This window comes from Paenibacillus suaedae (genome assembly GCF_032337355.1).
GTDB lineage: Bacteria > Bacillota > Bacilli > Paenibacillales > Paenibacillaceae > Paenibacillus_B > Paenibacillus_B suaedae.
Genome location: NZ_JAVYAA010000007.1, coordinates 122,866 through 148,215 on the forward strand (window position 1 = coordinate 122,866; position 25,350 = coordinate 148,215).

General features: G+C 45.5%; 25 protein-coding genes. 16 read left to right on the forward strand and 9 right to left on the reverse strand.

What is annotated here, in order from left to right; translation table 11 throughout:
* Window positions 1–95: 95 nt before the first annotated feature.
* Entirely contained in the window at window positions 96–641 is a 546-nt protein-coding gene (locus tag RQP50_RS23750) for a hypothetical protein (RefSeq protein ID WP_174807554.1), read from the reverse strand.
* Window positions 642–1,078: 437 nt separating this feature from the next.
* Between RQP50_RS23750 and RQP50_RS23755 the strand changes: the two genes are divergently transcribed.
* From RQP50_RS23755 to RQP50_RS23775, 5 genes are all read left to right on the forward strand, one after another.
* Window positions 1,079–2,032, forward strand: coding sequence for a nucleoside hydrolase (locus RQP50_RS23755; protein ID WP_021255485.1), 954 nt, complete (start codon window positions 1,079–1,081; stop codon window positions 2,030–2,032).
* The gene (locus tag RQP50_RS23760; protein ID WP_138184321.1) at window positions 2,032–2,988 is read left to right on the forward strand and encodes a nucleoside hydrolase; all 957 of its coding nucleotides are present in this window, start codon (window positions 2,032–2,034) and stop codon (window positions 2,986–2,988) included. Before RQP50_RS23755 ends, RQP50_RS23760 begins: the two co-directional genes overlap by 1 nt.
* Before the next feature lie 100 nt (window positions 2,989–3,088).
* Complete coding sequence (locus tag RQP50_RS23765) at window positions 3,089–4,303, forward strand: NupC/NupG family nucleoside CNT transporter (RefSeq protein ID WP_021255483.1); 1,215 nt, start codon at window positions 3,089–3,091, stop codon at window positions 4,301–4,303.
* 221 nt (window positions 4,304–4,524) lie between these two features.
* On the forward strand, window positions 4,525–5,874 hold the full coding sequence (locus RQP50_RS23770; protein ID WP_315746951.1) for an Nramp family divalent metal transporter: 1,350 nt from the start codon (window positions 4,525–4,527) through the stop codon (window positions 5,872–5,874).
* Between the two features lie 242 nt (window positions 5,875–6,116).
* Window positions 6,117–6,644, forward strand: a complete 528-nt coding sequence (locus tag RQP50_RS23775) for a DUF4241 domain-containing protein (protein ID WP_315746952.1) — start codon at window positions 6,117–6,119, stop codon at window positions 6,642–6,644.
* Window positions 6,645–6,819: 175 nt separating this feature from the next.
* On the opposite strand, the gene RQP50_RS23780 is transcribed toward RQP50_RS23775, so the two are convergent.
* Window positions 6,820–7,215 carry a winged helix-turn-helix transcriptional regulator gene (locus tag RQP50_RS23780; protein ID WP_315746953.1) on the reverse strand — a complete coding sequence of 132 codons (396 nt, stop codon included), beginning with the start codon at window positions 7,213–7,215 and terminating at the stop codon, window positions 6,820–6,822.
* A gap of 195 nt (window positions 7,216–7,410) precedes the next feature.
* Here RQP50_RS23780 and ahlS point away from each other — a divergent pair, with 195 nt between their 5' ends.
* Complete coding sequence (gene ahlS / locus RQP50_RS23785; RefSeq protein WP_072730028.1) at window positions 7,411–8,259, forward strand: AhlS family quorum-quenching N-acyl homoserine lactonase; 849 nt, start codon at window positions 7,411–7,413, stop codon at window positions 8,257–8,259.
* A gap of 128 nt (window positions 8,260–8,387) precedes the next feature.
* Here ahlS and RQP50_RS23790 read toward each other — a convergent pair whose 3' ends face one another.
* Complete coding sequence (locus tag RQP50_RS23790; protein ID WP_072730029.1) at window positions 8,388–8,819, reverse strand: VOC family protein; 432 nt, start codon at window positions 8,817–8,819, stop codon at window positions 8,388–8,390.
* 183 nt (window positions 8,820–9,002) lie between these two features.
* On the opposite strand from RQP50_RS23790, the gene RQP50_RS23795 reads away from it, so the two are divergent.
* Window positions 9,003–10,235 (forward strand): copper amine oxidase N-terminal domain-containing protein, encoded by a 1,233-nt coding sequence (locus RQP50_RS23795; protein WP_315746954.1) that lies wholly within the window; start codon window positions 9,003–9,005, stop codon window positions 10,233–10,235.
* Between the two features lie 179 nt (window positions 10,236–10,414).
* Entirely contained in the window at window positions 10,415–10,591 is a 177-nt protein-coding gene (locus RQP50_RS23800) for a DUF3934 family protein (protein WP_072730031.1), read from the forward strand.
* A gap of 249 nt (window positions 10,592–10,840) precedes the next feature.
* Here RQP50_RS23800 and RQP50_RS23805 read toward each other — a convergent pair whose 3' ends face one another.
* The 5 genes from RQP50_RS23805 to RQP50_RS23825 all read right to left on the reverse strand — a co-directional run bounded on the left by RQP50_RS23805 (window position 10,841) and on the right by RQP50_RS23825 (window position 17,413).
* Complete coding sequence (locus tag RQP50_RS23805) at window positions 10,841–11,620, reverse strand: response regulator transcription factor (RefSeq protein WP_315746955.1); 780 nt, start codon at window positions 11,618–11,620, stop codon at window positions 10,841–10,843.
* Window positions 11,598–13,313 carry a sensor histidine kinase gene (locus tag RQP50_RS23810; protein WP_315746956.1) on the reverse strand — a complete coding sequence of 572 codons (1,716 nt, stop codon included), beginning with the start codon at window positions 13,311–13,313 and terminating at the stop codon, window positions 11,598–11,600. Before RQP50_RS23810 ends, RQP50_RS23805 begins: the two co-directional genes overlap by 23 nt.
* A 218-nt stretch (window positions 13,314–13,531) precedes the next feature.
* Window positions 13,532–15,187: an ABC transporter permease gene (locus tag RQP50_RS23815; RefSeq protein WP_021261118.1), complete on the reverse strand. Its 1,656-nt coding sequence runs from the start codon at window positions 15,185–15,187 to the stop codon at window positions 13,532–13,534.
* Entirely contained in the window at window positions 15,184–16,290 is a 1,107-nt protein-coding gene (locus RQP50_RS23820) for an ABC transporter ATP-binding protein (protein WP_065292493.1), read from the reverse strand. The genes RQP50_RS23815 and RQP50_RS23820 overlap by 4 nt, the downstream gene beginning before the upstream one ends.
* 103 nt (window positions 16,291–16,393) lie before the next feature.
* On the reverse strand, window positions 16,394–17,413 hold the full coding sequence (locus RQP50_RS23825) for an ABC transporter substrate-binding protein (protein WP_021255468.1): 1,020 nt from the start codon (window positions 17,411–17,413) through the stop codon (window positions 16,394–16,396).
* A 341-nt stretch (window positions 17,414–17,754) separates the two neighbouring features.
* Here RQP50_RS23825 and RQP50_RS23830 point away from each other — a divergent pair, with 341 nt between their 5' ends.
* From RQP50_RS23830 to RQP50_RS23845, 4 genes are all read left to right on the forward strand, one after another.
* The gene (locus tag RQP50_RS23830) at window positions 17,755–18,297 is read left to right on the forward strand and encodes a DUF2975 domain-containing protein (protein ID WP_315746957.1); all 543 of its coding nucleotides are present in this window, start codon (window positions 17,755–17,757) and stop codon (window positions 18,295–18,297) included.
* A gap of 13 nt (window positions 18,298–18,310) precedes the next feature.
* Window positions 18,311–18,520 (forward strand): helix-turn-helix domain-containing protein, encoded by a 210-nt coding sequence (locus RQP50_RS23835; RefSeq protein ID WP_044353654.1) that lies wholly within the window; start codon window positions 18,311–18,313, stop codon window positions 18,518–18,520.
* Between the two features lie 6 nt (window positions 18,521–18,526).
* A complete protein-coding gene (locus RQP50_RS23840; protein ID WP_315746958.1) occupies window positions 18,527–19,135 on the forward strand; it encodes a CPBP family intramembrane glutamic endopeptidase in 609 nt (202 codons plus the stop codon).
* A 184-nt stretch (window positions 19,136–19,319) separates the two neighbouring features.
* Window positions 19,320–19,697, forward strand: coding sequence for a hypothetical protein (locus RQP50_RS23845; protein ID WP_315746959.1), 378 nt, complete (start codon window positions 19,320–19,322; stop codon window positions 19,695–19,697).
* Between the two features lie 309 nt (window positions 19,698–20,006).
* On the opposite strand, the gene RQP50_RS23850 is transcribed toward RQP50_RS23845, so the two are convergent.
* Complete coding sequence (locus tag RQP50_RS23850; protein ID WP_315746960.1) at window positions 20,007–21,362, reverse strand: helix-turn-helix domain-containing protein; 1,356 nt, start codon at window positions 21,360–21,362, stop codon at window positions 20,007–20,009.
* Between the two features lie 383 nt (window positions 21,363–21,745).
* Here RQP50_RS23850 and RQP50_RS23855 point away from each other — a divergent pair, with 383 nt between their 5' ends.
* The 4 genes from RQP50_RS23855 (at window position 21,746) to RQP50_RS23870 (ending at window position 25,079) form a co-directional block, all read left to right on the forward strand.
* Window positions 21,746–22,360: a hypothetical protein gene (locus RQP50_RS23855; RefSeq protein WP_315746961.1), complete on the forward strand. Its 615-nt coding sequence runs from the start codon at window positions 21,746–21,748 to the stop codon at window positions 22,358–22,360.
* A gap of 182 nt (window positions 22,361–22,542) precedes the next feature.
* Window positions 22,543–23,481, forward strand: coding sequence for an AraC family transcriptional regulator (locus RQP50_RS23860; RefSeq protein WP_315746962.1), 939 nt, complete (start codon window positions 22,543–22,545; stop codon window positions 23,479–23,481).
* Between the two features lie 30 nt (window positions 23,482–23,511).
* Window positions 23,512–24,405, forward strand: a complete 894-nt coding sequence (locus RQP50_RS23865; RefSeq protein ID WP_315746963.1) for an aminoglycoside phosphotransferase family protein — start codon at window positions 23,512–23,514, stop codon at window positions 24,403–24,405.
* Window positions 24,406–24,503: 98 nt separating this feature from the next.
* Window positions 24,504–25,079, forward strand: a complete 576-nt coding sequence (locus RQP50_RS23870; protein ID WP_315746964.1) for a GNAT family N-acetyltransferase — start codon at window positions 24,504–24,506, stop codon at window positions 25,077–25,079.
* Window positions 25,080–25,350: the final 271 nt, after the last annotated feature.

Consider the following 25,350-nt stretch of genomic DNA (forward strand, 5'->3'; position numbering starts at 1 on the left):
TCTAGATAAGTGGATCATCAAGTAGGCAGGCAGAGAGTGGGGAGCCACTCTCTCTTTTTGTAATTTCAGAAGTACGACAAGGGGGAGCGCTCCCCTCATAGAGGTTGGACACCCGTCAACTTCAAGATAAATACAAGGAGAATAACCACGCAAATGCCTAGAGGAATCGAAGCAAATGTCGCCCCAACGATTGCTATCCCTCCGCCTCGCGCAGAATGTCTCGCTCTGATCCCTAATGCAAATCCAATTATGTTCAAGATAAAGGACGTAATCATGACGGGCTTTAGTTTGGACGTGAATATGGAGTTATACTTGATCACCTCGTTCAGATGATTCAATATGTATAGAAAAGACAGGATACCAAGTAGGCTGAACATAAGGGAAGCAACTGCTTGCCCCTGTCTATTTACGGGAGCCTTGGAAGGTGAGACAGGTTTAGCAGCAGGTTTGCTGGTCGATGTCTTAGGAAGTTCTGTCACTTTTTCCGGCTTCCCTGACTGTGAGTTGATCGAAGCAGGGCGAATCGTTCTGGGCTGCTCACGAGTTCTACGATTTCTGTCAGGCGCTGCTGTTCTGTTGGGTGATTTCACTGTGGTTCTGTTAATAGGTTTTACTGGCGTTCTAGATGGACGCTGCTGCACAATTTGTTCTCCTTTCATAGGAGGATTAGGTTTTAGGAATCAGACAATACTATATATGTAATCGGCAGAATGGAGTCAGAAACTTTGTTGATTTTATTTCTCCATACTTTCTATTATGATAGATCATGTACGAATGTCCTCTCTTCGCGGTGAGGACATTTCTTTGCAATAAAGCGAGGGATGTACGGGACTGGGGAGAGGAAGTATCGTTTGTTGGATAGGAATAAGTGACAATTCTCCCTATTAATACTTTAGAATCGAATATTTTTTTCTTTTAACTATATATTTTTAAAAGAAAATTTAGTATTATTTATAACGGAATCCGAATAATACGATAAAAATCATTTTTGTTTGTTCGGTTTTGCGACACTTTGTACGGACATAACATAGAATACATTTACTTCACATGAAGTGTTGATGTATGGAATGGAGACAAGATGAAGAAAAAGATTTATTTTAACCACGATGGCGGCGTTGATGATTTGATTTCTTTGTTTTTGTTATTGCAAATGGATAACGTTGAGTTAACAGGTGTATCCGTTATTCCAGCGGATTGCTACTTAGAACCAGCGATGTTTGCAAGCCGTAAAATCATTGATCGCTTCGGAACAGGCGGGCTAGATGTAGCTGCGTCTAATTCGCGTGGGAAAAATCCTTTCCCGAAAGACTGGCGCATGCATGCATTCTATGTGGATGCTCTGCCGCTCTTGAATGAATCTGGCAAGGTCGTAACTCCGGTTGCGGACAAGCCGGCACATGAACACATTATTGATACGCTGCGTGCAACGGAAGGCAAGACGACCTTATTATTCACAGGTCCGCTGACTGATCTTGCTCGCGCATTAGATATGGATCCAACAATTGAAGAGAAGGTAGAACGCCTTGTATGGATGGGCGGTACATTCCGCGAAGCGGGTAATGTGCATGAGCCTGAGCATGATGGAACAGCAGAATGGAACGTATTCTGGGATCCGGATGCTGCTGCTCGCGTGTGGGAGAGCGGAATCGAGATTGATCTCGTAGCGCTGGAAAGCACGAACCAAGTACCGCTTACATTGGATGTTCGTGAACGCTGGGCTGCAGAGCGCAAGCATATCGGGGTTGATTTCCTCGGTCAATGCTACGCAATGGTGCCGCCGCTCGTTCATTTCTCTACGAACTCGACGTACTATCTGTGGGATGTATTAACGACTGCCTTCGTTGGCAAGAGCGATCTTGTGAAGGTACAGACGGTGAACAGCAAGGTAATTACCGAAGGTGCTAGCCAAGGCCGTACGGTAGAAACGGCAGACGGTCGTCCGGTACAGGTCGTATACGATGTAGACCGCGATGCATTCTTCGATTACATGACAGACCTAGCGAAAAAAGCAACAGAGAAGAGGGAGTCATAATGTCAGAGAAGAAACGCGTCATTATTGATACCGACACAGCAGGAGACGATACAATCGCGATCTTAACGGCCCTTCACTATTTCCAAGTCGAAGGCATTATGATTACAGGCGGTAATGTGCAGTTCGATCAACAGGTGGAAAATGCACTGTATACGGTTCAAGTTGCAGGACATAGCGGCAAGGTTCCGGTGTACAAAGGATATGAAGGCCCACTTATGGGACTTGGCCATAAAGAGCATCGTACTGTTGAGGATGTTCACGGCAAGGACGGGATGGGCGATTCCTTTTTCGAAAAGGCGATTCAATCCCCTGCAACTGGACATGCGGTTGATTTCTTAATTGATACGGTGCATAACAATCCTGGGGAAATCCATCTGCTGGCGATTGCGCCGCTGACGAATATTGCGATGGCGATCAAGAAGGACCCGACAATTATACCGTTAATCCCGCATCTGTATATTATGGGCGGCACGAACAATGCGCTCGGCAACATCACGCCGACGGCAGAGTACAACTTCTATGTTGACCCAGAAGCGGCTAAGATCGTGCTTCACTCAGGTATTCCAATCACGATGGTTGGCTGGGAAATGTGCACGCAATATTCCATCATGGACGACAACGATCATGCGGAAATCGAGCAGCTCGGCACAAAGGGTGCGAAATTCTTCAAGGACGTGAACAAGGTCGTCATGCGCTTCAACAAGACCGTTCACCGTCTGAATGGTACAACGCATCCAGATACATTGCTGGCAGCAGTTGCGGCAGATGAGTCGATTATGACGAACTCTCATCTCTATCATGTTGATGTAGAGACGGTGGGCGAGCTGACTAGAGGCTACAGCCTAGTCGATATCAACAATCGCTTGGAGCGCACGCGCAATGTCCGCGTATGTGAAGCGATCGATCGCGATGCGTTTAAAGGAATGCTATTTGATGTATTAAAATCCATAAACTAACATAGAATATTCGAATTCATGCAAGTGAAAATGAAGAGGTCTATCCGACCCTTTCGTATTACAATCTTGGCCATAGACTCGATGAAGAAAGGATCTGTTTATGCAATACATTTGGGGGCTTCTAGGCATTTTAGGCATTCTCGTTATAGCGCTGGCATTATCTAAAAATCGCAAAGCGATTAATCCGAGAACGGTCATTGGCGCGTTCGCGATTCAATTCATCTTTGCGTTAATCGTACTGAAGTGGGAATTCGGCAAGACGATGCTGAACTACTTATCCAAAGTTGTACAGAGCATCATTGATTCCACGAATGCGGGCATTCAGTTCTTGTTCGGCGGGATACTCGGGGCAGAGAAGGCGGGCTTTACGTTCGCACTGCAGGTGCTGCCAATCATTATTTTCTTCTGTTCCTTAATCGCAGTTCTGTATTACCTCGGCATTATGCAGTGGGCAACAAGAATCATTGGCGGATTTCTGTCTAAAGTGCTCAAGACGAGCGAAACGGAATCCATGTCAGCAGCAGCGAATATTTTCCTCGGTCCAACTGAAGCGCCGCTTGTCGTTAAGCCTTATATCGAGAAAATGACAAAGTCTGAGCTGTTCGCGATTATGGTCGGCGGGCTGGCGTGCGTATCCGGCTCCGTGCTTGGCGGATATGCAATGCTCGGCGTGCCGATCGAATACTTGCTTGCGGCAGCATTCATGGGAGCACCAGGCGGCTTGTTGATGGCCAAGATCATGATGCCGGAAACTGATCACCATCTTCGAGTGGAAAAGGTTCAGATGGTCAAGGATACGGAGTCCCGTAATGTGATCGACGCTGCAGCTCGCGGTGCCTCGGACGGTCTGAAAATTGCTGCTGGGGTAGGAGCGATGCTTCTGGCGTTCATCTCGCTCATCTTCCTAGTGAACATGATCATCGGCTGGGTTGGCGGCGTGTTCGGCATTGAAGCATTGACGCTCGAGCAAATTCTCGGCTACCTGTTCGCACCGATTGCCTTCTTGATCGGTGTTCCATGGAGCGAAGCGCTGCAAGCAGGTTCCTTCATCGGGCAGAAGTTCGTCTTGAATGAATTCGTCGCGTACACTTCTTTCGCGCCTGAGATTGCAAGCTTGTCTCCGAAGAGCGTAGTCATCATCAGCTTTGCGCTGTGCGGTTTTGCCAATCTGGCGGCTATCGCGCTGCTTATTGGAGGACTGGGCGGTATAGCTCCTTCCCGCAGGCAGGATCTCGCTGAGCTGGGCTTCCGCGCGATCATTGCTGCAACACTTGCAAACTTGCTGAGTGCAGCCATTGCAGGTATGCTCGTGTAGTGTGAGTGTGTGCGAGGCTAATAGTCAAATAACAATAACATATCGTTCGGAATAAAGAGGCGGTCGCTTCCCTGGATTGAAACAGGGAACGGCCGCCCTTTTCATATAAAAAGAGTGGCAGGAAGCATGTCTAACACTTGAAATTTTCAGAAAAAGGTATAAAATGATTAAAAGTTGATATAGAGAAACATTTTTGGGAGTGGAAAAAAGGTGGGCTGATTATGGAGTCAGGAAAAGGCAGATTCTTTCACAAAACACAAAATGGCTCAAGCTTAGAGGAAATAAATAATACGGTTCCGATACCTCAGGATGCAGGTTTCTGGAGGAAGCTGCTAGCTTATTCAGGGCCGGGTGCATTAGTCGCAGTAGGATACATGGATCCTGGTAACTGGGTTACCTCCATTGCGGGTGGGGCGCAGTTTGGTTATTTGCTGTTGTCGGTCATTCTCATCTCCAGTCTGATTGCCATGCTATTGCAGAGCATGTCTGCGAAGTTAGGAATTGTAACCGGAATGGACTTGGCGCAAGTAACCCGGTTGAAAACGGGCAAAAAATGGGGCTTTGCCTTATGGATGATTACAGAGCTGGCCATTATGGCTACAGATATAGCTGAGGTTATTGGTAGTGCGGTGGCACTGAATTTATTGTTCAATATTCCTTTGCTCGTCGGTGTATTTATTACCGTACTTGATGTATTTTTACTATTGATATTAGCACGGTTTGGTTTTCGGAAAATTGAAGCCATCGTCGTTACCTTGATTGCAACGATTCTTGTTGTTTTTCTGTATGAAGTCATTATTGCTCAGCCGAATGTGGCTCAAATGCTTGGAGGATTCATCCCAAGAACGGAGATCGTTTTTAATGACGGGGCATTATTTATCGCGCTAGGCATCGTTGGCGCCACGGTAATGCCGCACAATTTATATTTGCATTCGTCGATTGTGCAGGCACGCCAGTATGATCGTGGAGATCGGAAATCACTCAAAGAAGCAGTCAAATTTGCGACGATCGACTCCAATATACAGCTAACTGTCGCGTTTGTGGTGAACTGCTTACTGCTTATTCTAGGTGCATCCTTGTTCTTCGGTTACAGTGGCTCCTTGGATACACTGGGGCAGTTATACCGTGCATTGAATGACAGCTCGATTGTCGGTGCGATTGCCAGCCCTGTACTGAGCGTACTGTTTGCCGTCGCCCTGCTTGCGTCAGGCCAAAATTCAACGATTACAGGAACCTTATCCGGGCAGATCATTATGGAAGGCTTCATTCATATGAAAATGCCGATGTGGGCTAGACGGATGATTACTCGTCTTGTTGCCATTATTCCCGTCGTAGTATGTATCCTGGTGTTCGGGAGTACGGAATCTGTAGTCGAGAAATTATTGATCTATTCGCAAGTATTTCTAAGCGTCGCATTGCCGTTTTCCATCATTCCTTTGACCCTCTTTACGAGCGATGAGAAACTGATGGGCGAATTTAAAAATAAATTATGGGTCGTTATTCTCGCCTGGGTCACTTCCGTAGTGTTAACGATTCTTAATATCTGGCTAATTATTACGACATTCCAATAGTATTGCATACATGAAGGCTGCAAGCCTAAGAACCCGAGTGGTGACACGATAAAGCGTGCTCCTCTCGGGTTCTTTGTGTTTAGGTTGCATAAGAGGAGAAAAAAGAAGGAATAGAAAGGACGAAAGAGTTAATCTCCAACTGAGATTTCCTCATTTTCTTTTGAAAAGGATACGCCTATCAAGTATCGAATATATGACGTAATAACAATATACATACAGAGGAATTTGAGGGAGGAGAAACGATGTACAAATCATTAGGGCAATTTGAAATCACCTCCGGGAAACTGGTTGTATCCGATCCATGCTACGACTTGAATGAGAATACGATCATTATGGGTGTGCTGGACGATGTGCTGAATGGAGCATGGAGCGCATATGTAAGCAAGACGGAGGTTCAAGATTGGGGAGAAGCTTGTGCCAAGCTCATTGCTTGTCATAGCTCGATTGCCGATAAGCTGGAGACCCTTGAATGGGTGAAAGGGAACTTCATTGTAGGCGTAGATAGCGGACAGGCTGGAATCTTTGACGTTATCAAGTATCGAATTCCGGATGCCAATGCAGATAATACAGGATCAAATGATACGGATAGCGAATGGTATTACGCTTGCTGCGATATTACAGAGAGCGGTGAAGAGGCTGGTGTGCTGGATGGCGGCGTCGTATCTCGTACTGGATTCGGAGATGGAGCGTATGCGGCGTATTATGCTGTCAATGGGCAAAGTCAGATCATAGGAATTAAGATTATTTTCATTAAAGACGCAGATTTATGAGAAACAACGGCAGAACTACTTGAACGGGTCATCGAGAAATGTCTGCTGTTAAAGGGTAAGGGTACTAACAAAGAGCAAGCATAATGATATTCCGAAGGAGATGGAATGTCATTATGCTTGTTTTTTCATATCTTTATCCTACGAATCTTCCAGCAATAATTTAGATAACTTTAATTTAAGATTGAGGGGCTTTTTCATTCGCCAGATCATACGCAGCTCTTGACGCTTCGACACTTGCATAATGAGCCCTTGCCCATTGCCTCAGCTCTTTCATTGGCTGAAGCAAGGATTCGCCTAGGGGCGTTAGCGAGTATTCAACGGCTGGAGGCACGGTTGGTGTAATATGTCGTTGAACCAGCCCATCCCGTTCCAGCTTCCGTACTGTCTGCGTCAGCATTTTTTTGGAGATCCCCTCGATTCTCCTTCCCATTTCCCCATATCGGATGCTTCCGTTCTCCAATGCATAAATGACGAGTGAAGTCCATTTGTTCGAAATGATTTCAAGTACTCTGCTATAGCCGCACCCTGCCAACGAGATGTCAGGGTGCTTTGTTGTGGGTGAAGATGTCAAATGATCTCCCTCCTATGCACCTTGAAGTATCCTGGACACCAAAAAGTGCCTACTTTTGTAATTTTAGTTTATAAAATATATTATTGTATGTCTATATCAACGGAATAGGCGTCATTCTTAGTCATAAAGTAATAGGGACTTCGAATGAAAACACATGTAGGTGAAAACTTAGCTGTTTAATGGGAGGAAATGAAGATGACAAATGTGATCAAGGCTCGTCCTAAGCTGTATGTGATGGATAATGGCCGTATGAGCATGGATAAGAACTGGTTGCTTGCCATGCATAATCCGGCTACGGTTCTGAATCCGAATGCGGCGACCGAATTTGTGGAGTTTCCTGTCTATACGGTGTTAATTGATCATCCAGAAGGCAAGATTTTGTTCGATACAGCTTGCAATCCGAATGGAATGGGCAAGGAGGGCCGGTGGGCTGAATCGATACAAATGCTTTTTCCGTGGAAAGCCAGTGAGGAATGTTATCTGCATAATCGACTGGAACAGTTGAACGTATCTCCTCAGGATATCAAATATGTCGTGGCTTCTCATTTGCATTTGGATCATGCAGGATGTTTGGAATTGTTTACGAACGCGACCATTATCGTTCACGAGGACGAACTGAACGGAGCTCTGCAAACGTATGCCCGCAACGAAAAAGAAGGGGGCTACATATGGGCCGACATCGATGCTTGGATCAAGAATAACCTACAGTGGAAAACGATCAAGCGGACAGAGGATCAACTGGAATTGGCCGAGGGCATTACGCTGCTGAACTTCGGAAGCGGGCATGCTTGGGGCATGCTGGGCTTGCATATCAACATGCCGGAAACGGGTGGGATCATCCTTGCTTCCGATACCATTTATACGGCGGAGAGCTATGGTCCACCGGTGAGACCGCCAGGCAATCTGTATGACTCGGTTGGATACCGGAATACGGTAGATCGTATCCGCACGCTTGCCACACGAACAAACTCCCAAGTATGGTACGGGCATGATGCCAATCAGTTTAAGGGATTTCGTAAGTCAACAGAAGGATACTATGAGTAAGTGGTTGCCAATTTAGGATTCATCCTTTAATGAAATGATGAAGGTATTGATAGCGTCCTGCATCATTATCAGTCCCCATAAAAGCTAGTAAAAAAGGAGTTCATCCGCTGATGAACTCCTTGATTCTTTTAAAAGGTCAACATTGCCCCTCGCTCGTCAAACACGGAATCTGGATTCCAAGCGACTTCCCAATAGTTGTTCTCCGGATCTGCGAAGTAAGCAATTCTTCCTCCCCAGAAGGCATCGCTCGGTTCGCGGAGAATGCGTGCACCTGCAAGTCTAATTTGCTCAATGGTGGAATCGACTTGTTCAGGGGCATCGACATTGATAGCGAACGTGACTCCACGGAATACATTTGTCTGCTTCGGCACTTCAACTCCTGCATCTTCCGCCAGCTTCTCAATTGGGAACAGTGAGAGAATAACCCCTGACGTCTTGAATACGGCATATTCATCCGAACTTATTTCCGTTTCTGCCCATCCTAACCGCTGATAAAAGGCTCTCAGGGAAGGCAGATGATATGCGCCAATCGTGAGAAGACTTACTCGTTGCGGTACCATATGTACGCCTCCTAGCAAGGTAATAGATTTCCTCATTGTATCCCAATCACAAATTCAACTTCAATCCTAGGACCTTAGGTGATATGCACCATACAGAAATGGGTCTTGTTGCCAATTGCTCTGCACTTTATAATCTCCTTGTATGTCAGAACTACAAAGAGAAAAGCCGAGGTCATATATCATATGAAGAGATTGCTTTTGTACATGACAGTTATATGTATAGGGATGAGTGTTGGATTCAATATTCCTAACGTCTATGCTTCTTCACTTCGAGTCGAGGTGGATGGAAGGGAAGTAGCCTTCCCGGACGAACTCCCTTATGTGGACGCTGCTACCAACCTGACTATGGTTCCTGCCAAGTTCGTGTCCGAGAAGCTTGGCGCAACAGTGAAGTGGAACAGGCCGCAGAACCAGATCCTATTTACCTATAAAAATGATACGATTGCGCTGGGGCTTGGAGAAAATCATGCCATTGTAAACGGGGAAACCGTAACATTCGGTGGGGGCGCTCTGGTCAAAAACGGACGCACCATGGTTCCGCTGCGCTTCATTAGCGAGGCCTTTCATGCTCAAGTGGAATGGCAGCCGAAGCAGAATCAGGTCAGCATCATGACGGCCGTCAGCAATGTGCCGAAGGGGACATGGATATGGGACAGCCAAGTGATCGTAAGGGATTCAGACAAGGCGATAAGCTTGGCTAAAGAGCGCAATGTGACTACCATCTACCTTCAAATTAATACTGATATGGCCCCGGCGATCTATGAAAGCTTTGTTCGCAGCGCCAAGGAACAGGGGATTCAAGTAGAGGCACTAGAGGGACGACCCGAATGGGCTTATAAGAAAAACCAGGATAAAATAAAAAAATTCATTGCTTGGGTCAACGCCTACAATGCGTCCGTCGAAGCGGAGGCAAGGTTTGCGGGACTACATTTCGATATCGAGCCTTACCGCTTAAGCGAATGGAAGAAAGACAATAAGGTGCTTTTGGAAGGCTGGATGGACAACTTGCGACTGATCGAGAAGGAAACCAAGGAGAACGATCTCAAAATTACGATGGACGTTCCGTATTGGCTGAATACGATCAAAGTGCCGGGGACGGATTACAGCATGAGCGCATGGCTTTTGGAAAAATTCGATTGCCTGGTAATCATGAATTATCGCAATCATGCGTTAGGCAAAAATGGGATCGTGGAAAATGCGCAGGCGATGCTGAGAGAAGCTTCCACGCTGAAAAAGAAAATTGTCATTGCCGTGGAGACCGTAAAAAGTTCGGAGGGTCCGCGGACATCGTTCTATTCCATGAGCAATGAAGCGATGGAGAAGGAATTGCAAGCCGCCCATAACCAATTAACACGCTATATGAGCTATGCTGGATTTGCTGTTCATGATTTTAAAAGTTGGCAGGCTATGAAATAAGAACTACCTTTGACAGGGTTATTATTACGTATCACTTCCATATATTTCAATGGCGAGAGAACTTTGATTCTAATGCTTAGCTTTGATATAGTTAGCTCTTAGGTCGCAAATTAAGGATTAAGGATTAAAACCACCCAGGTACAGGGAACTCTATATACAAACAATCGTGGAGTGATTATATGAGCAAAGCTAAGGGTAAGGGCGGAACAGGTAGAGGAACGGATAAAAAGGGTTGGACTAGATGGCAAGCTAGTGAAAGAAGAGCAAAAAACAAACCAAAACCTTACACAAGCAAAGGTACTAAAAAAGCGAATGGGCCAAAGTCGGATGGCGCAAAGAGCACAAGCAGTAAGTAATAAAGGATAAAGGGTATGGTTCGTTAGACAGAAACGTGCACTTTTATTAGAGTCATCAGCAATTTTCAAAATGTGATTACAACATCTAAATGAAAAAATGAGAGAACACCTCTTTTTCTAGCATGGTTTGCACGTAGCAATTCCGAGCTGGCTGAATCACTCTCTCCTGAGTGGAAGAGAAGCAGCGCGTGCCTGTAAGAACGGCATGCGCTGCTTCTTTGCTTGTTATTCGTCATTCTTTGATTCAGCCTAACTGCCATAGAATTCTTGATACTGGCTCGGCGTGACGTGGGCGTACTTTTTGAAAATGCTGATGAAGTACTTGTAGTCGCTGAAGCCGATATCGTGAGCAATGTTGTAAACTTTGTTGTCGCCTGATTTCAGCAGGTCGATTGACTTTTGAATGCGATAGCGGTTCAGGAACTCATTGAACGTATAGCTCGTCTCAGCTTTGAATTTCTGATTCAAGTAGTAGGCACTCAAGTCGAGCTGCTCCACAAGATCGTGGATGCTGATTTTCTTCGCATAATTCTCCTGCACGTACGCGATCATTTGCGATACATACTTCGAAGTTTTCGTTTCTTTCTCCATAAATTTGCTGTTCAGTATCTCTTCGGTTTCTTGCGGATGATTCGAAATGACCTCATATTTGCGCTGCAAATCGACCTTCGTCTTGGCCGATTCTAGGGCGGCGATCAATTGATCATCCTCCAGCGGCTTCACGAGGAATTCGGTTACCCCTAATTGCAGCGCCTGCTTGGCAAGATGGAACTCATTATAGCCGGAAATAATAATGCTGCTGAACGTATGCTGCTGCAAACCCTCGCGAATCATGGAGATGCCGTCCATAATGGGCATGTTAATATCCGTGATGACGATATCCGGCTTCAGCTCGCAAATTTTCTCATAACCGTCCTGTCCGTTCAATGCTTCTTCTATCACGATGCAATCATACTGCAGCCAATCGATGCTGAAACGTATGCCTCTGCGTATCATATCTTCGTCTTCAACTAGCAGAATCTTGAACATCGCCTTCACTCCATTCGTAAGGAATTGTTAGTGTTATACAAGTGCCAGTCCCTTGCTTGCTGTTGATGTGGATGCCGGATTCCTCGCCGTAGAGCAGCACTAAGCGGCGGTGAACATTGTAGAGCCCGATATGCTGTGTCGTATTGTTTTGGCTGTGTAGGATTCGGTTCACCTTCAGCAGTGTCTCCGCGTCCATGCCTTGTCCGTTGTCGCATACCTCCAGCATCAGCTTCCCGTCAGAAGGGTAGATGCGGATTTCGATAAGCACATTGCTTTGATTTTGATAACCATACTTGATAGCGTTTTCAATGATTGGCTGCAGCAGCAGCTTAGGTACGTATACATGATTGGTTTCCTCTTCGACGGTAATTCGGTATTCCAACCGCTCATTGAAGCGGATTTGCTGCAGTTTCAAATAATCACGCACATAATTCATGTCATCCTTCAGCTGAACGCTCCGATCATTGCCGATGCTGTATCGCAGCAGTCTCGACAGCAGCATAACGATTTGCTGCGCTTGATTGGCGTCCATCTTAATGGCGTACCGCAGCGTCTCTAATACGTTGAAAATGAAATGCGGATGGAACTGCGATTGCAGCTGCTTGACCTCGATAATCGTGCGCAGCTCAGACAGCTCTTTATTTTTCATCATCAATTCCTTCAACCGATCCAGCATCACATTGTACTCATCGCCGAGTATCTCGAACTCATCATTCGTGTGAATATCGACATAGCCGTTGAAATTCCCTTCGCGCAGCTGGGCCAAGGCCAGAATTAATTTATCGACCGATTCAGAATTGCGGGCAGACATTTTGTTCGATAGGAAATGAATAATAACCCACAGCAGCAGGCTGGCAGCGAGAATAAAGATAGACACCGTGTAGTAGGTGTATTGCTCTGACTTGTAGGAATTGAGCGTGACCACCTGAATCGGTGTGCCTGGTATGCGCTTGGTATACATGTAGTACGTACCGTCGTTCAACAGAACATGTCCTTGCTTGTCCAGCTTAGGACTGAATTTGTTCAATACGCCCTTGGTGACATTGCTGGTGGTGGCAATGATCGTGTTATGCTCGTCCGTGATCATCGCAATCTCATTGTTTTGTTCGAAAATGAGCTTCTGCATGTCAGATTCGTAGAGCTGGTAGATGATATAGCCAATCGTCTGCTTGCCCTTGACGATCGCTTTGCCGAACGTGTAGCTTGTGTCGCGATCATGGGAATAGCGGAAGCTGTTCATTTCAGTCAGCGTGTTGCCGGATTTCTGTTCAATCCGGTTGATGAGATTGCCGAAGGCGAAGCTGTTGTATAGTGCATCCGGCGAATCGGAGCTGGCTCGGAAGATGCCGTCCGTGTCGACGATATGGAATATGCTCTTCACTTTTTGCCGATTATTGAAGTCATAGAATTCGGAATACACCTTGTCGCTGCCTAAGCGTGTAGTCACATATTTCGTCACGGCAGGTGAGATAGCCATCCGGTTGATTTCCTCGTGATACTGTTGAAACACCTCCGCCATAGATTTACTGATCGACTCGGCGGCCTCCGTCGTTTTTTGCGTCAAATTCATCCTTCCATTAATGATCGTAAAGATGAAAAACAGCGCGATCAAAATCAAAAACGGAATCACCGCATACAGCTGAAATAAGTGACGGGTTGACTCCTTGAAGGTGCGAATCTTCTTCTGTTCCATGTCTCCCTCCAGTGTCGGTAAGCCCTTTCATTCCATATTATACTGGTTCGCTGTTGAAAGAAGATCATCCAAATACAACCAAGCCGGCCCTCCAGAAGAGGTACCGACTTGGTGTGGATGATGCATTCAAATATGTTGTTCAAGAAGTTTGGTTTTCAGCACCGAGTTACTTCCTGTGTAACTTCGTGATCAAAGTTGGACTTTTAGAACGTCCTCTCTTATAGGGAGACTTCTTTTTGTCCGGACAACTTCAGGAAGACGAGCAGCGATATGACTGTGATAACGGTTAGGATTGTAGATAGTGCTGCTGCCACGCCATAGTTGCCGCGAATAACCTCGGTATAAATAGCAACCGTAACGGTCTTCGTCTTACCTGTATACAAGATGATCGAGGTACTTAATTCAGTAATGATTGTGATCCAGCTTAGAATTGCACCAGAGACAACGCCCGCGAGCATCATCGGCAGTGTAATCTTGAAGAATGTCTTCATCTGAGAAGCGCCCAAGCTGATTGCGGCTTCCTCAATACCGCCGTTAATTTGATGCAAAATGGCTGCACTGGAACGAATCGTATAAGGCAACCGACGGATGACGAACGAGATAATCATAATGAATGCTGTTCCGCTCAGTGCCAGCGGCTTATCGTTGAACGTAATCAACAAGGCGATACCCAAGATAGAACCAGGAACGATGTAAGGGAACATCGTGAAAATATCGATTGTGTTCGTTAATGCATTCTTTCTGCGAACGGTTACGTAAGCAATCAGAATCGCAAGCAGGATAATGATGACGAGCGACACGATAGCCAGGATGAACGTGTTCGTAATGACACCACCGATGCTACTGAAAGCATTCTGATAGCTTTGCAGTGAGAAGCCATCAACGAAGACGCGGCCGTTCGATTTCAAGAATGAAGTATAGATGACGTACAATTGCGGCAGCAGCGCGATTAACGTATACAGATAGATGACAGCATGCGCCGCGATGTTGCCGATGCCTTTTTTCTTCTTCGCTTCAAGCGGATGCAATGCACTCATTGTGATGGACTTGCGGTTGGCTATAAACTTTTGCATCAGGAAGACTGCTGTTGCGAACAATACAACGATGACACTGATTGCAGCAGCAAAGCCGTCGTCGCCGCCGACTTCACTGATGAACTCAGTAAAGATCAGGACAGGAACGGTCTTGTAGCCTTCACCGATCAGCATCGGCGTACCGAAGTCGGCCAGCGCGCGCATGAATACGAGCAGCCCGCCTGCGAGCAGGGTTGGTGTGATGAGCGGGAGCAGTACCTTGCGCATCTTGTTGATGCCCTTGTAGCCCATGCTCTCTGCCGCTTCCATAAGTGATTGGTCCACATTTTTGAGTGCCCCGGATACGTACATGAAGATGAGAGGCACCATTTGCAGGGTCAAGACAACTAATATACCGGTAAAGCCATATATGTCAGGCATTTGGAAGCCAAATGTATTGCTGACGAATTTGGTAATGACGCCGTTTCTTCCGAGTAGGAGAATCCAAGAGTAAGCTCCGATGAACGGGGCCGACATGGACGAGAGCAGAATCAAAATCCGAATCGTTGAGTCCCCTTTAATCTTAACAGTAGCCATTATATAGGCTAGTGGTGTTGCGATGAGCGCCGCAAGGGCGGTTACGCTGACGGTAACTTTAATACTGTTGAATAGTGCATTGGTGTAATACGGCTTGCTGAAAAACTTCACGAAGTAGGCGAGTGAGAAATCGCCTGTTGTACCGTTGAAAAAGCTTTTGAACAGCATCGTAAACAAAGGCAAGGCTAGGAACAAAAGATAGAAACCAAATATCAGGAACGAAATGTTAGTCCAGACGTCAAATCGTTTGCGCGTCCCCCTCATAGTTGACCGCCCCTTGTATAGTTCAATTCACCTGCAGCATCGTATACATTGATTTTTTCCTTTTTCACCTTCAAATGGACGACTTGGCCAGGATCAAGAATCTGTGTTGTCTTCGATTCCTGTGTAATTTCTACGCGCTGCCCGGATTCCAGATCGACGAAGTAATGCGTGTTCTGTCCCAAAAAGACGCTGTGTACGATGGTTGCCTTCATACCAGTCTGATCCTCAGTAATGACGAATTCCTCTGGGCGAACCGAGATTTTGACATTCAATTCATTTTGCTTCGCTGAAGCCGGAAGCTGAATGTTAGGAAGCTCCTCAGCATAGCCGGAACCGAAGTTCACCTTATAGCTGTCGCCCTGACGCGTTAAGCTGCCTTCGATAATGTTCGTGCGGCCGATGAATGTAGCTACGAACACGTTGGCTGGGCGTTGATAGATTTCCTGCGGTGTGCCCAAGTGCTGAATGACGCCCGACTTCATAACGGCGATGCGATCGGATACGGCCATAGCCTCTTCCTGATCGTGTGTTACATACACCGTTGTAATGCCGACTTCGCGTTGAATTTCCTTAATCGCATTCCGCATATCGACACGGAGCTTCGCATCAAGGTTGGACAACGGTTCGTCCATGAGCAGTACATCCGGGTGGATGACGATTGCACGGGCAAGTGCGACGCGCTGCTGTTGGCCACCGGACAGGTTCTTCGGCATGCGATCTTTATATTGCTCGATTTGTACGACCTTGAGGATATCTTCTACTTTGTCGTTGATTTCGGCCTTGGACAACTTGCGGTTCTCTAGACCGAACGCAATATTTCCCTTAACGGTAAGGTGAGGGAAGATCGCATAGCTCTGGAACACCATCCCGATATTCCGCTTGCCTGGCTCAACCTGATTAATGACGCGCTCATTGAAGTTGATTGTTCCGCCTTCAATGCTGTTGAAGCCAGCAATCATGCGCAGAAGTGTCGTTTTGCCGCACCCGGAAGGACCGAGAAGCGTGAAGAATTCGCCTTTCTTGATCTCCAAGGACAACTCTGGAATGACGGTCGTATCACCGTATTTTTTGACTAGGTCTTTTATTTTTATTGTTACGCTCATTGTTGTCACCTAACCTTTTTATAGGTAGTCAAAAAGTCCGATAATCAAAAGTGGTGCTGAGAACCGGACTTTTTGACACGCATATTTTGATTCTGAAAACCGATTATTTGCTTGTGAATACAGAGATGTAACGCTCTACGATTTCGGATTTATGTGCACTTACGTAGTCTGTATCTTCGTCAATCATGTTGATCTTATCGAGTGGCGTCATGTAGTCGCCGAGCTGTGTATCTTTGCGAAGCGGACGGTTCGTCAATTGTGTGCCGAATGCGTCTTGCGCTTCCTTGGACAGGATGAAGTCGATGAACTTCTTCGCATTTTCCATATGAGGTGCGTCTTTAATAATGGCGGATGCTGCATCCAAGAATACGGCGCCTTCCTTCGGATACACGACTTCTACCGGTGCACCGTTTCTGACATATGTGCTAGAAGGATCTTCGTATGTCAAGCCAACGATGTACTCGCCGTCTGCGACACTCTTATGAACTGCACCAGAGCCGCTTGCAATTTTACCGTCGAGGTTCTCGATCAGCTTGCTGACATAATCCCAGCCTTTTTGATTCTCATAGTCGCCGCCCATTGCTTTCAGCATGTTCGTAAGCTGAGCGAAGGCGGAGCTGGAGCTTGCCGGGTCAGCGGATGCAATTTTGCCTTTCAGCTTCGGATTGAGCAAATCTTCATAACCCTCAATTTTGATATCGCCGATCAGGTTCTTGTTCACGAGCAGCACGCTGCCGTCTGAAACAAACGGAGTTGCGAACCCTGTCTTATTGCGATGGCCTTCAATCAAGTTCGCATCTTCTGGAGATACGTAAGGCTCATACAGGTCAGCATGCTCGCGGTAGCCCGCCATGGAGCCGCCGAACATAACGTCCGCGTAAGGATTTTTCTTTTCAGACTGTAGACGCTTAACAATCTCCCCTGTACCAGCTGTTACGAGCTCAACCGTAATGCCTGTTTTCTTTTCAAACATTGGGATGATCGTCTTGATGATTTCTTCGCTGTTCGGACTGTAAATGACCAATTTATTGGATGAACCCGAATCCGATTCACTGCCGCCACAACCGCTTAACACTCCGACAAACATCATGCAAGCCGCTAGCATCAAAGAAAGCCTTTTCATTTGTTTATTCCCCCTTGAGCAATGTTCATTGCGTTGTGTGTCTATTGTAGCAAGGTTGGTACCGCTTACAAATCCCACAATCCGCAAACATCGTCTAAAATTCGCAAGTGAATTTTGGAGGGGAGGACCTAAAGTAGAAACAGCGAACAATGCGTTTTCTTTGACTTCGAATGAAAAAAATAGAGACTATGATTAGTTTAATTCGTGACATGATTAAATCCTTTCATAAGTATTAGTTGTTAAATATCAATAATAACTTAACGATAAACATTAAATTATTATTGAAATACATATATTTTCCTGTTATGCTCTAGTCATCATAATAAAGGAGCAGGAAACATATGAGCACCCTTAAAATTCAGAAAACGAGCAAAATATTGGCTGTTTGTTTACGAATGCTGTGTATCATGCTGTTGCTAGTAACGATTGTGGAAATTGTCGCAATCCTATGGCTTTCTCAGATGTCAGGAGATGAAATTCCAGCAGCAATAAACACTATGAGCTCTATATTCTTACATACCGACCATAGTGATTACGCCAAATCCGATCTAATTATTACATTCAGTGGGGGTGTAGTGAGGCTATGTCTAATCATGGTGATACTATTTATTGCCGGGCGGATATTTAAGGATATTAGTAAGGACTATACACCGTTTGTTGCCAAGCATATGAAGCGTTTGAAACGGATATCCTTGCTCATAGCTGGGATCGCCATTATTCCTGGATTTGTTGAAATAGCAATGATTCAAATGGTCACGCCAGCGGCAAGGGTTAATGTGTCGTTTGAGCTGTTTTATATTTTGGTCGCGGTCGTATTCTTTTGTCTAGCTCAAATATTCGATTATGGTAGAATGCTGCAACAGCAATCCGATGAAACTCTGTAAGGATGTGTGTATTATGGCTATTGTTTTGAGGCTGGACCGTGTGATGGCAGACCGTAAGATATCTCTGAACGAGCTTGCGGCTAAGGTAGGAATATCAAATGTTAATCTCTCGAATATAAAAACGGGGAAAATAAGTGCGATTCGTTTCTCTACACTTGATGCGATTTGTAAAGTCCTTGATTGCCAGCCTGGCGACATTTTAGAGTACAAGGGAGAGGAGTAATAAGAGATGACTGTTCCCATGTTGGTTTCATCACTTATTCAAGTAATCTTATTTAGTGTAATTCCACTGGTATGTTGGTTCCTATTCGCCAGAATGAAGCAGTCTTTTTTTGAATGGATTGGATGTAAACTTCCTGTTATCGAGAAAAGAAACAGCTTTTTCATCCTGTTCTTCTTAGCGCTTCTCTTGTTCATATCTCTTGGGTGGATAATTATTTTGTTTTTCACTAATGACACCGATGTTGCTGCATCGCAATTTTATGGAGTAGGCGTTTCAGGTATAGCTGCGGCTTTGTTGTATGCTTTCGTACAGACCGGTTTATCTGAGGAAATTTTATTCAGAGGTTTTATCGGGAAGAGATTGATTTCTGCGTTTGGATTTGCAACAGGGAACACGGTTCAGGCGTTATTGTTTGGTTGTTTGCACGGAGTTATGTTTTTTTCAAGAACCGGAATTATCAATGCTGTTATCATAACGTTATTTACTGCTTTAATTGGCTGGTTTATGGGGTACATAAACGAGAGATTAGCAGGAGGATCGATTATTCCAAGCTGGATGATGCACGGATTGGCCAATTCGTTCTCAGCGATGACGATGATGTTCCAATTGGTGTAGTAAGATGATATGCCATGCGGCTCTTCCATTGGATGGATTCTAATCCCTAGATACTCTTGATATTTTGGATATTATCCTAATTAAGAAAGCGACCCTTGAACTCAAGAGTCGCTATCTGTATGTTTTGAACCTATACCTTAATATTACGCAGTTTAGTAATTTTCTACATAAAGGAGGGCTGTGTATGAAATCAGTAAAACTTTTCATCATCACGCTTTCATGCGTATTACTTATTAGTTGTACTAAAAAAGATGCTGTAGAAGGAGTTGATTTTACAAAGGTATTTGATGAGGTTATTGGTTATTTATATATAGATGATAAGCTCTACAGTCTGAAAACCAGAGATAATTTCCCGAAAGAGAATTTAGGCGAACAAATCGGTGAGGTTCATGAAATCGTTGAGAAGCCCGTAACTGATGGAGATGTTGTGTATCCGGAGGCCACTCGTACCTATGAAATTCGCAAGGGCGATAAAATATTCAGGGTAAAGGATGGCGATAAACTTCTAGTTGTTATCCAAACGAAGGATGGTTATATATTGGGTGTCATTTTTCCCACTTAAGTTGCTCTCTATTATTATGTGCCAGATTGGGTACCTTTGATCACTGAACAAAATAGGATAGCAACCCTTGAACTCAAGAGTTGCTATCCTGTATTACCTTGAATTTATACAACATTCCTATACTTCTACAACGCTTCCCAACGGGCTCCATCCCGAGCCGATGCTGCTTACCACCCTGTTCCAATGTCACTGAATGACATAGACCACTCAGGATCATCACTATTCATTGGCGACCATCCTGTCCCGATGTCACTTAAAAGCAGGCTTGTCCCGGTATTACTGTCAACAGGAGACCATCCTGACCCGATATTATCCGCGCTCACTTCCAAAGATAACCCTGTAGAACCGAACAAGAAAAGAGCCATGGAGATCGTGACTAGTACTTTCTTCATTTGAATCCACCTCATTTAATAGAATGTGTGTGAAACGACCTTTGTGTTCTTCAGAAGCATGTATCTCATACTCTTGAAAGAGAAGAACAGACATACCAACATACTGCATATTTTTGAGTTTAAGTGCCAATTCCAATGATAGGGCGTTAAAGTTAAAACCCAATTCATGCTGAGCTGTTTTGAAATAATACTGTGCCAACGCTTGTGTAAGACGTAACTTGTGCTTTACGTGGAAGGGGTCTTCCATAGATAATAGAATGTCTATGTAGGTATTATGTTGTTCCAAATACACAGCAGCGTCTTGAAACGCATCATTACTAACATAGCTATCCAATGCGACAGGGAGTACCAAGAGTTTTTGATCACTATTCAAAAGCCCCATAAGCTCCTCAATTGGTTCTGTCTTCTTCATCTCGATGGAAATGTAAAGCTCGTTGCATTTAGAAAGAAATGCGTAATGGTCACCATAAACGGCATATTGACGAGTAGAATTTAATGCACCTTCATAGTTTTTCATGCCTTTCAAAGCCACAGACTCGTACAACCAGCTCTCTGCTATATAATCATCTTGTCCTTCCTCAAACGCAATAGCGCGCAATTCCTTGGCATACTGGAGCAGCTTTGCCCAGTTCTCTACGACATTGTAATATGTAAGTATGCGATAATAGGCGTCGAGCCTCAGTGAATCAGGGAGTATAGGCAGATATTCAATCAGCTGGCATAAGGCTTCGTTGCCGGCTCCGCTCGTATCCAAGTCTCTCAAGATGAGGAATCTTCTGAAGTAGGAGATGGCTATTTTCTCGCTGCGGCTGTATCCATTGCGAATGATGATGTCGTAGAACGGGAGTGAGTAGTTGCGTTTCGGTGACTGGAAGATGCGTTCGGCGATTTTGAAGGCGGTGTCGATCAGTTTGGAACGATTGGTTTCTTCATAGAGGAGTTGTACTAGCTGCTTGACCAGGTCATACTTTTCTACTTCAATACAGTGGAGAATAAAATCGCTTGTCTTATCAGGCCGCAATCGGCCCAGTTCGTTGCAGCATTCTCCTATGAATTCTTCATAGAAGGTGTCTATTGGTAATCCGAATGCGTGATTGATCGCGTGGAGCTGAGGCAGCATAAGTGATTGCTTGTTGTTGAAAATGTAACTAATGGTTGAACTGTCGATGCCGGATGCCTCTGCTAACTCTTTCTGCTTCCACCCCCTTATGCTCAATTCATCTTGTAACCTGTGGCGGAGTTCCATCGGAGCTACATGAAGATTGCTTGTCATGTCGAATCCTCCTTATTTAGTAATTCAGCATAACAATTCGAAATCCTTCCTGAATTGACAATTTATTTAAGTTTCTGTTGGTTTTTAGTATAAATGAAGATGAAGTAAATGGCAAATTGACATCTGGTTGAATTTCTATACTATTTTTGTCGAAAAATGGAGAGTCCTACTTCGATCAGGTTGGCATGCAATAATCATCACAATGGCATTCGCACAAGCAGCTTCACCCATAGGTTCATAGGATAGGAGGACAAATTACAGATGAAGCATTTAACGGGGAATCCATGCTGTAAGCGGTACTAAGTATAAGGGGAGTAGCGTTTGCAACCGGGCGTCCCTTACACTCTCTTGTACCTCCTATCTTCTCACAAAAAGGTGATGACATGTCCATAGAAGCGTTTCAAAGGCTGGTCAGCAATGCGACTTCTGTCTTTGTGGGTACGAACATAGATCAAGCTGCGCTGAATGCGGCCAACGGTACAGGCACGAATGCTGACAAAGTAGCCCGCACCCTAGCTCCTGTGGCATGGCCATTATTGGAGAAGTACGATAATGATAACAGCCTGCAAGCCTATTCTCCTTTCGGGGGTGTTCCCAATCCGGAATACGTATGGAAGCTGCCGGTATCTGAGGGCCAGACGTCGGCTTTTGCAGCAGCTTCTACACCATTTTTGATTCCTGCGGGTGCAAGTGTCTCGTTCAACTTGTTTCTCAATGCCTTTGCCGACAATGCGATGGAGGCGAGAATTGAGCTTTTTGAGGATACGGGCGGTGCTGGGACGGGGCCCTTTGCGAAGTCTGCTGTGCAGCCTGCGGGGTTAGATGACTTCTTCTTGATCGCGGGAGATCCCAATATGCCAGCACTCGGACTACTGGAGACGCAGCCGTATAACTGGCAGGATATTTCTACTCCAACGTCCCCTGTACGGGTGGGAGAGTTTAATGGAGGAAATGTAAATCAACCTTACGGGTTGGTGATAAATTCGTTTGTAGGCTAACGCGGCTTGGTGCGATAAAATGATAACCATAACTATAATTTTCCGTGACTGGTATGAATCTTTGCGTTGCTCAGCCACTTGATTTGACGGAGAAGTCAAGCCGTCAATGACGGCGGCTTTTTGTTCCCTTTCAAGAAGAATCGAAATCCTATTAGAACCTAGCAGATAGAGGGATTTTTCCAATGAACAATGGCTATCAATCCAGAATCGATAAGATCATCTCCTATATAAAAGAAAACAGCCATCAGAAGCTTAGTCTCGATCAGCTTGCCAGCATTGCGAACTTTTCCAAATATCATTTTACGAGAGTCTTTGCGGCGCATGTCGGCATAACGCCTATGGCATTTGTGAATCAAGAGCGCTTGCAGAAGGCAATTCACTTATTGGAGCAAACGGATCACACCATACTGGACATCTCAAGTCTGTGCGGTTTCGAGTCTATTTCCACCTTCAATGCTGTCTTCAAGAAGCACTATGGAAGCACGCCGAGCGCGGTCAGGAGCAAGCTGCGAGATACGCTTCAGCATACAATTCGGGAAAATCGCAATTTGTCAGCAAATCATAGCAATAAGCAAGAAGAGTTATCTTTCTCTCCAGACTACAATAGAAGTCGCAGACATCCATTGCTGCAGAGAGCGTGGGAGAACATGATTGTGATCAAGGAGCTTCCGGATGTAGAAGTGGCGTATGTGCGGCATGTTGGGAGTTATTTGGATACACGAGGTGCTTGGGACAAGTTGGGAAACTGGGTACGAGAGCAGGGGAGTGCCATAGGGCAACAGAGGTTCATTGGCGTGTCGTTAGACGATAGTAACGAGGTTGAGGAGTATGCCTGCCGTTACGATGCTTGTGTCACGCTGCCGCCAGGATTCACCAAGCAGGAACACAAGGACATCTCATATGGAACCCTGCCTGGTGGTAGGTATGCGGTCTATTCGTATTACGATACCGTCCCGAATTTCGTTCTCGCATACGAGACGATGTTCAGGCTGTGGCTGCCAAGCAGTGGTTATGAGGCTGATGATCGACCATGTTTTGAACTGTGCCTGAACGATCCCAAGCAGGATAAGGAAGGCAAGTGCAGAGTGGATTTACATATTCCGATTCGTCAAAGAGCATGAGAAGCATAAACAGAGGGGCGGTATGAAGGTATGATGGAACATGAACATAAGCACAAGCACCATGAGCATGATCTGGCAGCAATAGAGTGGAGGGACAAGCATCAGCATCTTGATCGCATTCTGCAGCAAGCGGGTGCGATTACGATCACTTCCTTGATGCAAGGTATGGAAGCAGAGACCGTTAAGGTGGTAACCGATACGGACAGCTATGTGCTGAAAATATGGAGCAGAGATTCCAAACCGGATATTCGTCTGCAATACCAGTCTCTCAATTTGCTGCATGCGCAGGGAGTATCCGTATCGAAGCCATTCGGTTGGGGGATAAATGCGAACGGTGACAATGTGCTGCTGACTACCTTCGATGGCGAGCCGTTGCGTGATGGCAATGATCAGACTATAAAGGAGATTGCGAATCTATTAGACCGCGTACACCGCATTTCTCCAGAAGAATTCCATACTCAGATACAACTGCCGCGGCATGATTTCAGCGAATATTTCTTCCCAGGTATGCAGGCGCATTCGGATCTGCATCCTCTCCTAGAGCAATTGGTCGAGCTGGCAGCACCGAAGCATGAGCGAATCATCCACGGGGACTATCATCTTGGCAATCTCGTTGAGAAGGCGGGACAATTAACGGTCATCGACTGGACCAATGTGCAATTGGGAGATGCAAGGTATGATTTCGCTTGGTCGCTCACGCTCCAGCAGATCTATATACCGGAGCACTTTGCCGAAGTGTTTCGTAATACGTATTTAGCTATAAATGATATCCAGCAAGAGGAGCTTGATATGTTCCAAGCGCTGGCATGTCTCAGATGGATACTTTTGTATCGCAATGGGGGTATTCCAATGGGGCCAGATACCCTAGACAGGGTGCAGCGGTTGCTGACAAGCAATCCACATCTACACGGGATTACATGCTAAAAAGCTTAAAAGGTGGAACAAGACGGTCAAGGTCAAGGCAGTGATGTTACGATCATACGACGAATACGATTAAGCTGGAAATATGGAGCGGTGATACGATGAACCTGGACGCCGTGTTTGGGCAATTTCCGATACTGAAGTCGGACACACTTACGTTGAAGAAAGTCGAAGAGCATCATCTGGAAGAGGTCTATGACATTTACAGCAACGATACCGTTTTTGAATATTGCGGCATTATTCCGAAGCATAACAAGGCGACCGTCAAGAACATGATCGGGCATTTTGAGAGAGACTTCAATAAGAGGTCGCGCATCAAATGGGGGATATTCACCAATGAGGACAGCAAGAGAGTGGTAGGCATCATGGAAGCGTTCGACTTCAATCAGAAGGTGAATATGGTGACGATCGGGTACTTCTTGGCAGAAACGGAGTGGGGGCAAGGCATTGCTGCGGAAGCGACGCGAATTGTTGTGAAGTTCTTGTTCGAGGACGTGGATGTAAACCGAATTCAAGCCGAAGTTATGCCTACAAATGAACGCTCGAAGCGGGTGCTGCTGAAGAATGGCTTCATCAAGGAAGGGACGCTGCGGCAAGCATCGCTCTGGTCGGGCAAAGGAATCGTGGACTTAGAGATATATGGACTATTACAGAGAGAGTATAAGATCGAGGTTTAGTGAGCAATCCTCCCTTTGTGTTGTAATTTCCTGATAAAAAGGTTCGAGGGGCTGCGGCTTCTCGGACTTTTTGTATTGTTACGAGCCAATTTGGACAATCTGCTTTCTCTACTAAATAAGTACGATTCTCATAAAAAAATGATGGAAACTACTAGATTTAGAGAGCATAGGCTATAGTACAATCAAAATTGTAAGCGATTACCATATCTGCAACGGATAAGACGACTACATAAGCAAAGGAGGACAAACGTAACGCGTAACGAAGAACAAC